The organism is Candidatus Neomarinimicrobiota bacterium (assembly GCA_021734025.1).
Lineage (GTDB): Bacteria > Fidelibacterota > JAANXI01 > JAANXI01 > JAANXI01 > JAANXI01.
The window spans coordinates 1-15322 of record JAIPJS010000033.1; the positions used below are offsets into that span (position 1 = coordinate 1).

At 52.3% G+C, this 15322-nt stretch carries 14 protein-coding genes; all 14 read right to left on the minus strand.

From position 1 onward, the window contains the following. Window positions 1–612: 612 nt before the first annotated feature. The 14 genes from K9N57_17630 to K9N57_17695 all read right to left on the minus strand — a co-directional run bounded on the left by K9N57_17630 (window position 613) and on the right by K9N57_17695 (window position 14790). On the minus strand, window positions 613–1506 hold the full coding sequence (locus tag K9N57_17630; GenBank protein MCF7806001.1) for an NAD(+)/NADH kinase: 894 nt from the start codon (window positions 1504–1506) through the stop codon (window positions 613–615). Continuing rightward, on the minus strand, window positions 1499–1774 hold the full coding sequence (xseB, locus tag K9N57_17635) for an exodeoxyribonuclease VII small subunit (GenBank protein MCF7806002.1): 276 nt from the start codon (window positions 1772–1774) through the stop codon (window positions 1499–1501). The genes K9N57_17630 and xseB overlap by 8 nt, the downstream gene beginning before the upstream one ends. Then, a complete protein-coding gene (xseA, locus tag K9N57_17640) occupies window positions 1755–2975 on the minus strand; it encodes an exodeoxyribonuclease VII large subunit (GenBank protein ID MCF7806003.1) in 1221 nt (406 codons plus the stop codon). The genes xseB and xseA overlap by 20 nt, the downstream gene beginning before the upstream one ends. Before the next feature lie 17 nt (window positions 2976–2992). After that, window positions 2993–3868, minus strand: a complete 876-nt coding sequence (locus tag K9N57_17645; protein ID MCF7806004.1) for a hypothetical protein — start codon at window positions 3866–3868, stop codon at window positions 2993–2995. Between the two features lie 456 nt (window positions 3869–4324). Beyond that, the gene (locus K9N57_17650) at window positions 4325–4609 is read right to left on the minus strand and encodes an integration host factor subunit beta (protein MCF7806005.1); all 285 of its coding nucleotides are present in this window, start codon (window positions 4607–4609) and stop codon (window positions 4325–4327) included. A 25-nt stretch (window positions 4610–4634) separates the two neighbouring features. After that, entirely contained in the window at window positions 4635–5516 is an 882-nt protein-coding gene (gene sppA / locus K9N57_17655; protein MCF7806006.1) for a signal peptide peptidase SppA, read from the minus strand. An 8-nt stretch (window positions 5517–5524) separates the two neighbouring features. Further along, the gene (locus tag K9N57_17660) at window positions 5525–7351 is read right to left on the minus strand and encodes a LysM peptidoglycan-binding domain-containing protein (protein ID MCF7806007.1); all 1827 of its coding nucleotides are present in this window, start codon (window positions 7349–7351) and stop codon (window positions 5525–5527) included. A gap of 90 nt (window positions 7352–7441) precedes the next feature. Next, window positions 7442–7924 (minus strand): D-glycero-beta-D-manno-heptose 1-phosphate adenylyltransferase, encoded by a 483-nt coding sequence (gene rfaE2 / locus K9N57_17665; GenBank protein ID MCF7806008.1) that lies wholly within the window; start codon window positions 7922–7924, stop codon window positions 7442–7444. Beyond that, the gene (locus tag K9N57_17670; protein ID MCF7806009.1) at window positions 7921–9231 is read right to left on the minus strand and encodes a DUF2851 family protein; all 1311 of its coding nucleotides are present in this window, start codon (window positions 9229–9231) and stop codon (window positions 7921–7923) included. The genes rfaE2 and K9N57_17670 overlap by 4 nt, the downstream gene beginning before the upstream one ends. Window positions 9232–9236: 5 nt before the next feature. Further along, a complete protein-coding gene (locus K9N57_17675) occupies window positions 9237–9947 on the minus strand; it encodes a 1-acyl-sn-glycerol-3-phosphate acyltransferase (protein MCF7806010.1) in 711 nt (236 codons plus the stop codon). 8 nt (window positions 9948–9955) lie between these two features. Beyond that, the gene (locus K9N57_17680) at window positions 9956–10510 is read right to left on the minus strand and encodes a class II aldolase/adducin family protein (GenBank protein ID MCF7806011.1); all 555 of its coding nucleotides are present in this window, start codon (window positions 10508–10510) and stop codon (window positions 9956–9958) included. Next, on the minus strand, window positions 10511–11779 hold the full coding sequence (serS, locus tag K9N57_17685) for a serine--tRNA ligase (GenBank protein MCF7806012.1): 1269 nt from the start codon (window positions 11777–11779) through the stop codon (window positions 10511–10513). It abuts the gene before it with no gap. A gap of 270 nt (window positions 11780–12049) precedes the next feature. Continuing rightward, window positions 12050–13135, minus strand: coding sequence for a DegT/DnrJ/EryC1/StrS family aminotransferase (locus K9N57_17690; GenBank protein ID MCF7806013.1), 1086 nt, complete (start codon window positions 13133–13135; stop codon window positions 12050–12052). 254 nt (window positions 13136–13389) lie between these two features. Next, window positions 13390–14790 (minus strand): sugar transferase, encoded by a 1401-nt coding sequence (locus tag K9N57_17695; GenBank protein MCF7806014.1) that lies wholly within the window; start codon window positions 14788–14790, stop codon window positions 13390–13392. Window positions 14791–15322: the final 532 nt, after the last annotated feature.

Genomic DNA, 15322 nt, shown 5'->3' on the forward strand with positions numbered 1-15322 from the left:
GACTATATCGAGATCTTCTATAACCGCCAGCGGAAACACTCCACCCTCAACTACCAAAGTCCGGAACAATATGCACAGATGCTCCACAACCAAGCCGCCTAACTACTTCGGGTGTCCATTTTATTGTTGCAACTCCATTGAAGGAAGAATTCTGAATGAAGTCCTGCGCGGTGAGCGTTGATAGTAGAAAATGCGCGGCGAACAACACAACTCACCCCTTTGAACCCCCTCACCTTAAAGCGAGGAGAAAACCGTATAGAACGATCGAAGAGAAAGGGACAGGGATGGAATTGTGTTAACCAAATCCCAGGCCTCCAAGGCTATCTCCCTCGGCGGACTGTCGACCCGTTGGGGCTGGAATTAGTGTACTTTCTCACCCGGAAGCCACGAATGGAAAATACTGAAGATTTGAGAATTGGTGAGGTGGAGTGAATACCTGTGGTTTTAACTTTTCGGTTTTCCCTCCTCCTTTCTGCTTTCTCCCCGTGAGAGAATGAGATTAAATGAGGAAGTTACAAACTATAACACTATAACACACTAACACGTTGTTCCCCGAACACTCACCCCAAACGGATCCCTTTGGGAAACACTCGAACATTTTCATACTGAATTTTACCCATCATTCCGCGGATCCCGGCCCCACTGCATCTTCCGGCGGAGCACATCGAAGAAGTTCCGCTCCTCCCAGACCACGAGGTTGATCGTATAATCTCCTCTGGTGATATCAATGACTGTGTGCCGGGTAATGTCTACTTCCGTCTGACCGTCGGCAGACATGATCAACTCATCCTGGTCCTCCTCGAATTCGATGGTGATGCGGGAATTCCCGGGCAACACCACCGGGCGGGCGGTTAACGAATGCGGGCTGATGGGATTAATAACCATAGCATCCAGCGTCGGCACCACGATGGGCCCCATCACCGACAGCGAGTAGGCGGTGGAGCCGGTGGGACTACACACGATAAGCCCGTCTGCAGAATAGGTATTCAGGTAGTCGCCGTTTACCGATACCCGGATGTTCAGCATTCGAAGCGGTCGGGCTTTGTTCACCACGAAATCGTTAAGAGCAATATACCGGGAACGCTGACCACCGGTTTTCACCTCGGCGGCAATAGTCATTCGTTTTTCAATATCGTACTTCCCGTCGATCAGCCGGTGCAGCCGGTCATATATTTCGTCCAGATAGACCTCCGCGAGAAAACCGAGGCCTCCCAGGCGAATGCCGAGGATTGGCGTCCCGGCGTCGCCTACCAGCCGGGCGATGTGCAGGATGGTGCCATCGCCACCCAATGCCAGAAGCAGGTCGACTTCTCTGGCCAGTTTCTCGTTTTCCAGGACGGTAATATGGGCGCCGTCTTCCGATACCCCGTCTGCGAGTCCCTCGGAAAGGTAGAGCTGCTGTCCATGCTCGCGAAACCAGGACAAGAGTTTGGGCAGCAGATCCCAGACCTTCTCCTTCTCCGGATTCCCGATAATTCCAAAAATTTTCTCCGGCTGCTTACTCATCGTCAAACTCTTCCAGCGTCAGATTTCCGTCCGCATCCTCGACCACCTGCTGCACCTTTTGCTCCGCCTCGGAAATCTGCGCGCGGCAAAATTTCGTGAGTTGCATGCCCTCCTGAAACAGTTCGATGGACTCTTCCAGCTCCACGTCCTCGGAATCCATCCTGGCCACAATCTCCTCCAGACGCTCCAGCGCCGACTCAAGCGAATCCTGCTCAAATTCCAGTTCGCCCTGCTGTTTGGGTTGATCTTTACTTTGCTTTGCGGTCATTATCTTCTCCGATAGTTTGCACTTCGCTCTCCGTCGTTCCGTCGGCGAATTTCGTATGCAATATATCTCCGATTTCCACATCCCGGGCGTTGCGGATAACTTTGCCCTCGTCATCCCTGGTGATACTGTATCCCCGTTTTAAAATCCGATCGGGATGCATCAGTTCCAACTGCTTCCTGTAACTTGCCACCACCTGCGATTTATCCCGGATAATCCCGGCGATGTCGGATTCCATCCGGGAATAGAGATCGTCCAGTTTCTGCGTTGCTGTCTCAAGCCGCTGTCCCGGGATGCGGAAAACATAGTGACTTTCGATACTTTCCAGCCTGGATTTTAACCGCTCGATTCTGCCCTGGAGCCGCTCCCGCAGCCGGTCTTTTGTAGCCTTCAGTTCGGACAGTAACTCATCGGTATCTCTGGCAACCACTTCCGCGGCCGCAGATGGCGTCGGCGCCCGGTAATCGGCACAGAAATCGCTGATACTGAAGTCCACTTCGTGCCCCACGGCGGAAATAATCGGCAGCCGGGAGTCCACCACGGCTCTGGCAACGATCTCCTCGTTGAACGGCCAGAGATCTTCCAGAGAACCGCCGCCGCGACCGATGATGATAACGTCTGGTTCTTCCAATCTATTCAATTGTTCAATGCCACGAACGATCTCCCTGGCGGCACCGTCCCCCTGGACCCTGGAACCGGCGAGAATCACCCGCACGTAGGGCGCTCTCCGTTGAAGCACGTTCAGGATATCCCGGAACGCGGCGCCGGTGGGCGAGGTGACCACACCGATGGTCAGCGGATACGCCGGCAGCGGTCGCTTCCGCTCCTCGGCGAACAGGCCTTCCTCGCGGAGTTTTTCCTTGAGCTGTTCGAAGGCCACCTGCAAGTCACCCTTGCCAGCCGGTTGCATCTGGCGGACGACAATCTGGTATTGACCGCGAGGCTCATAAACGGAAATATCGCCCTGCGCCAGCAGCTGCATTCCGTCCTCGGGCCGGAATCGGAGCGACTGGTTCAGTCCGCGCCACATCACACCCCGAATTTCGGAGTCTGCATCTTTGATAGAGAAATACATGTGGCCGGAGCTATGATGCTTGAAGTTAGAGAGTTCCCCCTCCAGCCAGATGCCGGCAAAGTTCGGCTCCAGTATCTGCTTGATTTGTTGATTGATCTCAGAGACGGAATAAATAATTCGGTCAGGCACGAATACTCCGTTACAATTTATAATCCGGAGGGCAGTTCGGGACGTCCGGCGGTTCTCCAGGCATAATTCCAGAACTCCGCCAGCCGGGAAGATGCCAGATCCAGGCGCTTCCAGGTCATCTCACTGGTCTGTTCGTACAATCGACGAAAATAGGCCGAGTCCCGCTCGGTTTTGTAGTAATCATACATCCGCAATTTGTTCTGCTTGCTCATTGGCTTCACGGCAATATCGTCAGCCTCGATCACCTGCTTATTCAGCCGGTTCGATTCCAGAATAATATCAAATGCAGCCTTAACCGGATCCCGGACGGTCTCTACATCTCTGGGACGGAACTCGTATTCGTTGAAATAGAAATTCAACATTCCGGATTCGTATCGGCTGTGGATCCCGTCGTTCCCGGTGAGTTGCCCATCATAGTTCAACACAGTATGCAACGGCTGATGGGCATCGGCGATATAGTGGCCGAGCCAGGCCGCCCAGCGGATAATCTCTTCTGTATCCTTTCGGGCGAACGCCTTCGTCAGAGAATCAGTACACCCGGCTATCCGCCACGGCAGGAGCCCATTTTCCTCGATTGTCTCTTCGCCGTAAGCTTCCGCGGCTTCCGGGTAATTTCTGGGCAGCGCTTCGAATGGATACTCCCCATAGTAATCGATATCCAGATAATGACGAGGCCCTTCCTCCGGATGATCATCCTTTCTGGTATCTGGTTCACGAGCCCTCTCAATAATTCCGGATCGATGCGTTTTAAAAAATGGAAGTAATTCCGGCGCAACTTCCTGGATTGCTCCCCGGTTCACCTGTTTATGTGCGGTAAAACCCCACGGTAACAGACTTGCCGGGAGCAACACCGCCATCAGCAAAACGGTGACACGCCGTAATTGTGGCCTCATAAAACTCCTAAAACAGAAAATGGTGATCCCCCGGATCAGGAGACCACCATTGCTAATTACGCGATGATGTTATTTTTTCTTCTTTTTATGTCGGTTTTTCCGCAACCGTTTTTTTCGTTTATGCGTGTTGATTTTCCGGCGTTTTCTCTTTTTTCCACTGGGCATGCAATCAACCCCTTCCTCTGTCTATTTTTTTATTGATCTATATTTGATTCGCCCTCTTCCATTCCGTCTTGTCGTATTGCGTATTACGTCTCGGAAGGTTTCGGTGCAAAAATTACGCAATACGAGGTATACAATACTTATACCGTATACCGGATTTCTCCCTTCCCAATCTCTGTAATCCGGCTTTTACTTCTTCCTTCTTCAATCTTCATTTATCATTTTTCCTTCATAGTAATATACCGCTAATGCGGTCACTACCAACAGGTTTCCCTTGTACCTGATTGTTGAAATCTAACCAAGCTCGTCGTTAATCTCATCCTTTAATAACTTGGAGGCTTTAAAGACGGGAACATACCGTTCCGGCAGATAAATGGTTTCGCCGGTGCCGGGGTTCCTTGCCTTCTTTGGCTTCCGTTTTTTCACGCTGAAACTGCCAAAGCCGCGAAATTCGATACGTTCGCCCTGCCGCAGCGATTCCTTCATTTTTTCGAGGAACCCGGAAATGACCGCCTCTGTTTCCACCTTGGTCAATCCCGTGGCTTCCGAGATAATGTCAACCATATCCGCTTTTGTCAAGGCACACCTCCTGTGTCAGCAATTATTAATAACGATACTCAGGAACCGGCGACTGAACCACTACCCGATTCACTATCTCCTCCAGATCACCAAACAGGAGATCCCAAACTCGTATCTCCCTGGACTGCGGACGAAACGTCGTCGGTTCTCCCGTGATACCAGCCATCTCGCCAGCTACCTGCACCGCCTCGTACAGCCCCCCGATCTTATCAATTAATCCGTACTCCAGGGCCTGTTCCCCGGTAAATACCCGACCATCAGCCAGTGCACGGACATCCGCGTTACTCAAATTTCGCTCAGCGGCCACGGCCTCAACAAATTGTTCATAGGTATTCATCACAAGCGATTTAAAGTATTCCTGGGTTGCTTGATCCCACTCGGCGTAAGGCGAACCGGCGTTTTTCAGCGGGCCGCTGGTCACACTGTGAAATTCGATTCCCAGAGATTGGAGCAGTTTGGTGGTCTGCGGGAAATCCATCAGTACACCGATGCTTCCGGTAAGTGTCCCCGGATTGGCCAAAATACTGTCCGCACCCAGCGCAATGTAATAGCCTCCGGACGCCGCAAGTGATCCCATGGAAACGACGATTGGCTTATCTTCGTTCCGGGCACGACGGATGGCGTCGTACATCTCCTGGGATGCTGCCACGATACCGCCGGGACTCTCAACCCGGATTACGATGGCCTTCACGTTCTTTTGATCCATATACCGATTCAATTCTCTGGTAAACGGATATGCGTCAGTAATCATTCCTTCCACCTCCAGGATGGCCACTTCGCCGGAACCGCTAACCATTCGCTGTCCGGTCTGGGGCGTCTGAAACATACCAAAGACTGCCCAGAAGATGAAAAGCACGGCAAGAACTAACAATACACCGACAACGATGTCAGAACGTCGTTTCGCCATAGGATGCTCTAGTTCATCTGGATCCTGATTCGGTCACCGGGTTTGATGTACCCGCTGGCCAGGTCGGTATTCCAGGATTTCAGCAGGTTCACGTCCACGCCGTGGCGCCGCGCGATATCCCACAGGGTATCTCCGCGCTGTACGATATAAATTTGGTACGCGCCGTCCTCCGACGTCTCATTGCTGACGAACTTGCTGTTTTCCGGAACCCAGATAGTCAAATTCTGCCCGGGGTAGATATACTGTCCATACCGCAGACCATTCCACCGGCGAATACTGCTGGCCCTGGTGTTATAGACTTCTGCAATTTCACCCAGTGTATCGCCGCGCTTCACGAGGTAATTCAGTGAGACATGTCCGGGTACGTCGCTGGTGGTGCTGGTCGAACTCCTGGATGAGGATTGCGCATACGAAGTCGTACCCGAGACCGGAATCGTGAGTACCTGGCCGTTTTTGATTCGATGCCAGTTCCGAATATTATTGACCTGCGCGATACTTCGTACAGAAACTCGATACCGGCGGGCAATTGTGGAGAGTGTTTCTCCGTACCGGACCCGGTGCCGCACAAATTCTTTGACTCCTGCTTCCGGGATGTCGTCTTTCACGGCCAAAAATTTATCTCTGGTGCCCTCGGGGAGTCTCAGGACATAGGTATCTTTTTCAGTCGGAGTAACCCAGCGGCGGATTTCGGGATTGAGATACTTCAATTCCTCCACATCAACGGACATAGCCCTTGCAACGTTGTTAATGTCATATCCCCCACTGACGTGCACCGTATCTGCGGCCCATTTCGGTTCAGGATCGATGTTGAATCCATACTCTTCCGGATGGTGGGCAATAATGGTTGCTGCCAGAAATGTCGGCACATAGTTCCGTGTTTGGCGCGGCAGGGTGCTCAGGCTCCAGAAATCCCGGGTATTTTCGCGGCGTATTGCCCGCCAGACCCTGCGCTCCCCCGCATTATACGCGGCCATAGCGAGGTACCAATCGCCGAATTCCTCATACAGATCGCCCAGATATTGTGCAGCAGAATGGGTCGACTTCTCCGGATCCCGGCGCTCGTCAATCCACCAGGAGCGTTCCAGACCATACATTTTTCCGGTACTGCTGATAAACTGCCACGGTCCGGAGGCATGGGCATAGGAATAGGCCCGCGGATTCAATCCGCTCTCGATCATCGATAGATAAAATAGCTCTGGAGGGAGATCGTACTCCTTCAAAATGCCGGTAAACATATCTTCAAAGCGGTTGATACGGTTCAGCCAGACCTGGAAATCGCCCCGGCCCTGATTCTGGAAAAAACGTATAATCCGTTCAACCCTGGCATTCAGGATGATCGGCACGTGGCCTTCCCGGTCATCCAGCACCTTGAATTCTCCGGCTTTCCACTCCACTTCCTCAATGGGTTCGAGCAACGAAATGCGTTCCTGCAGCGACGTGGGGCTATGATCAGGATCAACGTCTTCCCTGTTTTCCAGGTGCCGGACATAATCTTCGGTAATTTTTTGGGTCAGCAGAATGGATTCGTCTTCGGCCCACGGGGGGAGGCTGTCAAAGTCCTGCACCTGTCGCAAGGCCCCCATAGCCTGTTCAAACTCGTACCGGGCCCCGGTGGTATCGTTGTCATACACCGCAAGCAGGGCGTCTGAGTAATGAATCTTTGCCTGGACTAAAAAGTCTTCCACCGTTGGGGCTGTATCCTGAATGGCATTGGCATCTACGTCGGCAGAATCGGTCGGCAATGAAACGGTTTCTGATGTCGGTTGGTGGTTGGTTGTCGCGCACCCGGCCAGAAAAACCACACTCGTGGCCAGTAGGACAATTCGCTGTATCATAGGAACTTTCTTTCGTTGATTAAACAGTTGCTTGAAAAGATATACGGGAACCCAATATTTGTCAAGAGGATTTGCCCGGCACTTTTTCGGTTAATTTTTTATTCGCTGGGCAATAATAGTGGTGGAGCGACCGGAAAGCAAAGGAATAGTCATGACTTTCCCCCCATGAGATGTCACGGTGTGCGCTCCGACAATTTCTTCTTCGGAATAATCCGCCCCCTTCACCAGGATATCCGGGATAAGAGTGTCGACAAGGATCGCAGGGGTTTCTTCTTCAAAGATAACAATAGCGTCCACCGATTCCAGGCCCCCCAAAACGAACGCCCGGTCCTCCTCCGGTTGAATCGGCTGGTCACGTTTGCCAAGGGTCACCAGTGATTGATCAGAGTTCAGCCCTACAATGAGCCGATCCCCCTGGCGCCGGGCCTCCTGAAGATAGTATACGTGTCCTGCGTGTAGTATGTCGAAACATCCGTTGGTGAACACGACCTGATCCCCGGTTTCGCGCCACCTCTTTCGCTGCACGGCCATCTCCTCCAGCGAGTACAGTTTGGGATTTTGCAGCTCCATCATCGTTCCTCCTCCCCTGCAATGGCTCTACAGGCATCACATCGTTCCGGTTCGCATAATTCGTCCCGGAGCGCCAGAAATCCCTGGAGTAGGATCGGGTGAAGCCGGCGGCCGCCGGGTATAAATTCCTGCCAACGTGTCCGGTGGATAAAGCGGCGAATTTTTCCATAGATTGGGATTGCAGGCAGATCGCCGATCCAATCAGAAACCGCTGCGTCGGTTCCGACCTTCCCCGTGGCCATCCGAAGCGGAATCCAGGAATTCATCAAGAGTTCCACCGCCCTGGATTGCCCCAGCGAAGCATCTCTGGTTCCAAAGTACTCTGTATATATTTCCGGGATAGTGACACGGTGCATCATCTGCTGAATGAATTCAGTGGCCTCGATTGTCACAAAATCAGTGGCAAACAACTTATACCAGTTCCGGTGCTGGGATAAAAACGAAAACAACCGCAAAACCGGGTGGTTCCGGGGGCGACTACGCAACGGATGCCAACGATAATACGGGCGCCCCTCAAAGCCGAATTTCGAGCGGACAGAATCCCAGGCCGGTACTTCTACCTCGTAATACCTGTGATACCCGGTCAGTCCCAACGCTACCTGGAACAGGGCCTCCGGTGGCAAGTGAATAGTTACTTCGGTCATCATGTCCGGCGGTATATCGGAGAGGGCCTGTTCCATTTCCCGGCTATTGGCGCCGTATCCCAGACATCGCAGGGTCATTCGGTACCAGAGATGTTCCGGCGATTCTTCAGTATTGATGCGTTCAGCGAATCGGGCTGAGCGTTTCCTGAGCCGTATCATCCCTTTCTCCCGAATATACGATATTGCGTCCGGTTGGAGCGCATGATTCCGACAGCGTTCCTGCCTCGCCGGGAACCGCAATTCTTCGGCAGGCGGGTTCATCTCAACCGTATATTCCGGATAATCCGGATTGCCGGCTTCCGGCGGTGTAAAGTTATCCCGGGAAACAACGTGGAGTATCACGTTATGAAACCGGGGATCTCCGGAATGCCCGTGACGCTTCCAGCCGCTGCTATAGCGGTGCACTTCAATGTCGCCCTGGCGGATGATACCGTTTACCTGGACAATGGCGTGGGTAAAATCAGGCCCGGCATTCAGGTTGTGGCTGCCTCCGTGTAAGACTGTTATAGACTGCCCGGTACTGGTCTCAAATTCGCACGGAAACCGCAAATTCTTCCAGTATGCCTGCAGAAGCGATTCTTGCGGGGGGTCAGTGTTTACGTACATTTCCGTCTGTTCACGCACAATACCGGGAAAAGAGGCTGATATGGCATATGGGGTATGCACTGTAATTACCTTAGATTTTGTTCTATGGTATCAAAGGTTCTTGCGATGAGTTCATCACGGTTCTCCGCGGAATACTCTTCCAGCGGGATCGGCTCCCCGATCGTCACCGCAATCTTACCCGGATAGATGATCAGTTCTTTGTGTGGTGTTCGATCCCGGGCGCCATCGATGGTAACAGGCACCACAGGATACCCTGTATCCAGAGCAAACATAAAGCCACCTTTCTTGAAACGGTTGAGTTTTCCGGATACTGACCGGGTTCCCTCCGGAAACACAACCACCGACTCCGATCGTCTCACTACGCGTTCCGCTGCAGCCTGAAGACTACTAATCGCTCGGTCCCTGTTCTCCCTGTCGATCTTGATATATCCTCCGAGCGAGAGCGCCCACCCGAATACCGGGATACGAAACAACTCCTTCTTGGCCATCATCCTGACCTGGAACGGGAGGGCAACAAAGATCGCCGGGATATCCAACGCACTCTGATGGTTTGCCATAAAAACATATTGTCGGTTATCCTGCAACTGTTCCAGACCAGTCACAGAAATCGAAACACCGTTGACAAAAAGCAAAAATCCGGCCCAGGTTCTGGCACACCAATTTATTAGCCGTCCCCGGCGGTCAGGTATTCCGCCCAGCAGGGCCAGCAGCGCAAAAATAACTGTAAGAAAAAAGGCGGTAAAAACGGTCCTGACGGTGAGGAACGGACGTTTCACGCCGGGTGTTACCTGGTCAGCGACTCAACATGTGCGAGATGCTCGGCGCGTTCAAGCCGGAATAGCGCCTCCTCGATGCTTTCTCCCACAGCGACTGCACCGTGGCGCTTCATGATACCCACCGATGCATCGGCGAGTGCATCCGCCACCAGTTTGGCATATTCGGCACTGCCAGGTTCCTCCGCCGGAATCATGATGATATTACCTATAGTCTCCGCCGTTTCGTACAGCAGGGAGATATCCGGGAGTTCATCCCGCAGGCCCCACGCGGTCAGATGTACCGGGTGTGCGTGGACTACCGCGTTCACGTCAGGAAATTTCCGATAGATTTCGGCGTGCATCCGCCATTCGGATGAAGCCCGGTCAGAGACATCGTCATCTTCGGGTTGAATATGCACCAAATCCTGCGGCTTTAGCTGCTCCTTCCGGATGCCGGTCGGAGTAATTATAACGGTTTTCTCGTCCAGTCTGAGACTGACATTGCCGTCACTGGCCGGCATCATCCCGATGCTGCTCAGACGCCGGCAGGTTTCCACTATCTGATATTCGTCTTCTCGGCTCATTTACTTTAGAATGGTTGTACCGAGGTACGGCTGCAGCACCTCGGGAAGTTTCACAGTTCCCTCGTCGGTCTGATGGGTCTCCAGCAGCGCCACCAACAGCCGGGCGGTTGCCACACCAGACCCGTTGAGTGTATGCACAAATTCGGTCTGTCCGGTAGATTCATTCCGATAACGGATATTACCACGTCGAGCCTGAAAATCCTCAAAGTTGCTGCAGCTGGAGACCTCCAGCCACCGATTTTCGCCCGGCGCCCAGATCTCCAGGTCATAGCACTTCGCGGCGGCGAAACTCAGGTCTCCCGTTGCAAGGGATAATACTCTGTACGGCAGTTCCAGCGCCTGCAGGATTGCCTCCGCGTTGTTGGTCAGGGATTCCAGTACCTGGTACGATTCTTCGGGCTTCACCAGTTGAACCATTTCTACCTTGTTAAATTGATGGAGCCGCAGAAACCCCCGCGTGTCTCTGCCATAACTGCCGGCCTCCCGGCGAAAGCACGGAGTAAATGCCACATATTTTGTCGGAAGCCGATCCTGCTTCAGGATCTCTCCCTTGTGGATATTTGTCACCGGGACCTCGGCCGTCGGGATCAGGAACAGGTCATCAGACGAGATATGGTACATATCCTCTTCCAGCTTCGGTAGCTGCCCTGTGTTCTGCATCGAATCCCTGGTGGCCAGCAGTGGCGGCATCACCTCAGTATATCCGTGATTTTCCACGTGAAAATCGATCATAAAACTGAGCAAAGCACGTTCCAGTTTGGCGCCCGGCCCGGTATAGAGCGGAAATCCTGAACCGCTTATTTGGGCACCGCGCTCCAGATCGAACAGGCCGAGCTTATCGCCCAGCTCGGTATGGTTGAGCGGCTCAAAGTCGAACTCCGGCGCTTCTCCCCAGGTGCGGACCTCAACGTTGGCTGACTCGTCCGGCCCCACAGGAGCCGACTCATGAGGGACGTTCGGTACAGTCAGCAGCAGCGTATCGAGTTCTTCCTCAACCTCGGCTAATTCGACGTCGATCTCCTTGATCTCGGCGGCTACTTTTTGCATGGCGGCGATCTGATCGCTGACATCCTCGCCAGCCTTCTTTTTTTGCCCGATCTCTTCTGACACCACATTCCGGCGATGCTTCAGACCGTTTCCGTCCTGGAGCAGTTCCCGGCGCCGGGCATCCAGTTCAAGGATGGCTTCAATATCCGCCTTTTCGTTCTTATTCTGAATCGCTTCCCGAAAGAGTTCGGGGTTTTCCCGTAATTTTTTAACGTCAATCATGATAACGGCAGTTTTCCGGTGTTTGAGTGTTCAAGTGTTTCCCAAGGGATCCCTGCGGAACAGGTCACCGTGTGTTGAGGTGTTAAAGTGTTATAGTATTGCAGCAACAGTATTGCGTTTTGATTTAAATTATACATCGCTCAGTGAAGATTTAACTGTCGGCGACGCTTGAAGCGGTCACCGACAGGAGTTCCTGGTCTTTTTTTTACGTAATACGCAGTACGCAATACTTTTACCCTTATTCCCTATACCCTTTTCCCGTCTTTCACATCAGGAAAAGTAGCCATTGACAGTTTCAATTACCAGCTGTTGGTCTTCCTCCGGCATCTCCGGATAGATGGGGAGCGAGATTATATGATCCGCCACATCTTCTGCCACCGGAACGCCGAGATTTCGGCCTACGTTCCGGAATGCCGGCTGTTGGTGCAGCGGAATCGGGTAGTGAATCGCGGTCGGGATGTCTTTTTCGCCGAGATATCCCCGCAATCCGTCCCGGTCCGGCACTTGGATGGAGAACTGGTGGTAGATGTGAGTGTTCCCATCGAGTGTTGTGGGAAATGTCACCTCATCCGCTGAAATGCCATTCATGTAATTTTCGGCAATTTGCGCCCGCCTGGAATTCCACTCGTCCAGATGCGGAAGCTTAACCCGCAGAATCGCTGCCTGAAGGGCGTCAAGCCGGCTGTTCACGCCGAGCGCTTCGTGTTTATACTTCTGCTTGGATCCGTGCTTGGTGATCATGCGGAGTTTTTCGGCCAGATCTTCGTCATCGGTGACCATCATTCCGGCATCGCCATAGGCGCCGAGGTTTTTGCTCGGAAAAAAACTGATGCAGCCCACGGTTCCTGTCGTCCCGACGAACTTACCGTGCCGTTTGGCGCCAATAGCCTGGGCGGTATCCTCAATCACCGCGATCCTGTGGTTCTCCGCAATCCGGTTAATCTCTTCCATGTGTGCTGACTGGCCATAGAGATGGACCGGGATAATCGCCCGGGTTTTCTCTGTGATGGCTTCCTCAAGTTTTGCGGGATCGATAGTATAGCTATCGGGGGTGATATCTACGTAGACCGGTTCTGCGCCGAGCAGGGCAATGACCTCTACGGTTGCCACGAAGGTAAACGGCGTGGTAATCACCTCGTCTCCCGGGCCGACGTCCAGTGCCATCAGGGCTACCTGCAGCGCATCGGTCCCGGACGCGCATCCTACAGCATGACCAACTTGCATGTAATCGGCGACTTCACCTTCAAACGCCTTCAGTTCGGGCCCCATGATAAAGTATCCGGAATCCAGCACCCGCTGGATCGCCTCATCCATCTCTGGCTGCAAGTTGTTGTACTGTTTCACCAAATCAAGCATTTGCATAGTCTACTCCAGTGTTAGTGTGTTCATGTGTTTAAGTGTTCGGGTAAAATAATCGTGTTATAGTGTTAGTGTGTTAGTGTGTTCATGTTAAAACAGTGTTATTGTGTTATAGTTTTTAGATGTCAAGTGTCTTGTGTTGTGAGTTGTGAGTGTCCAGTGTCAAGTATAAAGTTTAGTGTTAAAGTGTTTCACATAAACCTAGTTTGAGAACTTTAACACTTGAACACCCGAACACTCTAACACTGCCGTCAATGTCCTTTCCCGCTGAGCACGACCCAAAAGGTGTTGAGCAGGATCTTCATATCCAGGCGAAGTGACATGTTTTCGATGTAAAACAGGTCGTACTCCAGCTTTTTCTCCACATCTTCCAGTGTCGTGTCGTATTTATGTTTCACCTGTGCCCAGCCGGTAATACCTGGGCGTACCCGCAATCGTCTCGGATGGAGCGGGATCTCCTTCTCTATCTCCGCCGCCATTTCCGGCCGCTCCGGTCGCGGTCCGATGAGGCTCATTTCCCCCTTTAATACGTTAATAAACTGGGGTATTTCGTCCAGCCGGGATTTACGGAGTATTTTCCCGACCCGTGTGACCCGTGGATCGTCGGGACTAGCCCACACCGGACCTGTCTCCCGTTCCGCATCCTGGACCATGCTCCGGAATTTCATGATTTTGAAAACCTTTCCGTTTTTCCCCAGCCTCCGCTGCCGGTATATCACCGGTCCTCTTGAATCAAGCTTTATCGCGATCGCAATGATGAGCCAGAGCGGGGAAAAGAGTATCAATACCAGTGATGAGATGCCAATATCTATGAGACGCTTCACCACGTGCTCCCAGAGCGGCATGAGTTCCGGCATGATGTCGATCAGCGGGACGCCGTAGATCTGGTTGGTCCGCGCCTGGCCGCTAATGATGTCATACATGTCGGGGATGATCTTGAGGGAGACCGGGAGGCCGCTGGTTATCTCTATCACGTCCAGCAGATGTCTGTGATCGCTGCTTTCCAGTGCTATGACAATCTGCTGAATTCCGTGGATGCTGATGACATCCGGGAGATCCTTTAATCCACCGAGGACCGTAATGCCGTCAATCCCCTCATCGTTATACTTTTCTGGGCTAAGGGTGATAAATCCGACCACGTTGAGTCCGAGGGCGGGGTGGTTCGTTATCCGATGGTAATAATCGTGTCCCAGGGGATTCCATCCGACGATCAGGGTCGGCTGGTGCCCCTTTCCCATGGCCAGCAGTTTCCGGTGCACTGTATGGATGATAAAATGGTTCACGCTAATCAAGCCGGCGATTAGCAGCCCGTAGACGACCAGGGCTGTCCGACCTTCAGACATGGGGTTTGCCGGATCGACTGTAATAAGAAACAGAAGCAGAACTCCGAGAAGTGTCGCTTTCCAGATAGTCAGCACTTCGTCTGTCCGGGAAACCGTACTTTGAATAGCATATAGTCCGTTAATGGCAAAGAGACCGAGCCAGGTGAGAGTCAGCACCAAAAACGGCAGCGGAACGTCCGACCAATAGAGTTGGACCGGATTATTAAAGGCACCGCTGATAAACCGGTAGTGAAAGGTGATCGCCGCCGCAATATTCAGGGCGAGGATATCCCCGAACAACAGAAAAAACCGCCGCCAGCCTTTACTCATGAGTGATAATGTCCGGAATTTTCGTGAACATGGGGGAAATTAATGAGATTGACTCCGATGTGCATGTGATTTTTGTCGACTGCAGTGTTGGAGTGTGCAGGTGTTCGGGTAAAACTGAATGATGGTTTTATAGTGGTATCGTGTTACTGTATTATTGTTGAAACCGTCGCTTGTTTTGCGATCTCAGTTCAAAGCCCTTCGTGTGTAACCTCAAAGCTCCGGTTTCTTGTATTCCTCATCTGGTTTCTGGCATAAACGAAATCGAGTAAAAGTAAAATTATCATGAAGGGTGAAAACAGCACCAACGATAGCACCTGAACACTATAACACGGAAACACTTTAGTTCCCTATACCCAATCCCCGTCTACCTTCTTCACTTTTCATTCTGCATTCTGGAGTTGCTATGTTTTGGTGGACACCCCAAAAAGAGCGATATTTCTTGTGAGGAGGTTGTCCAATGAAGATATCAAGCACACGCCGGCACTTCACTGCCCAATTCAAGCGGGACGCGGTCGAACTGTCATATCAGAGC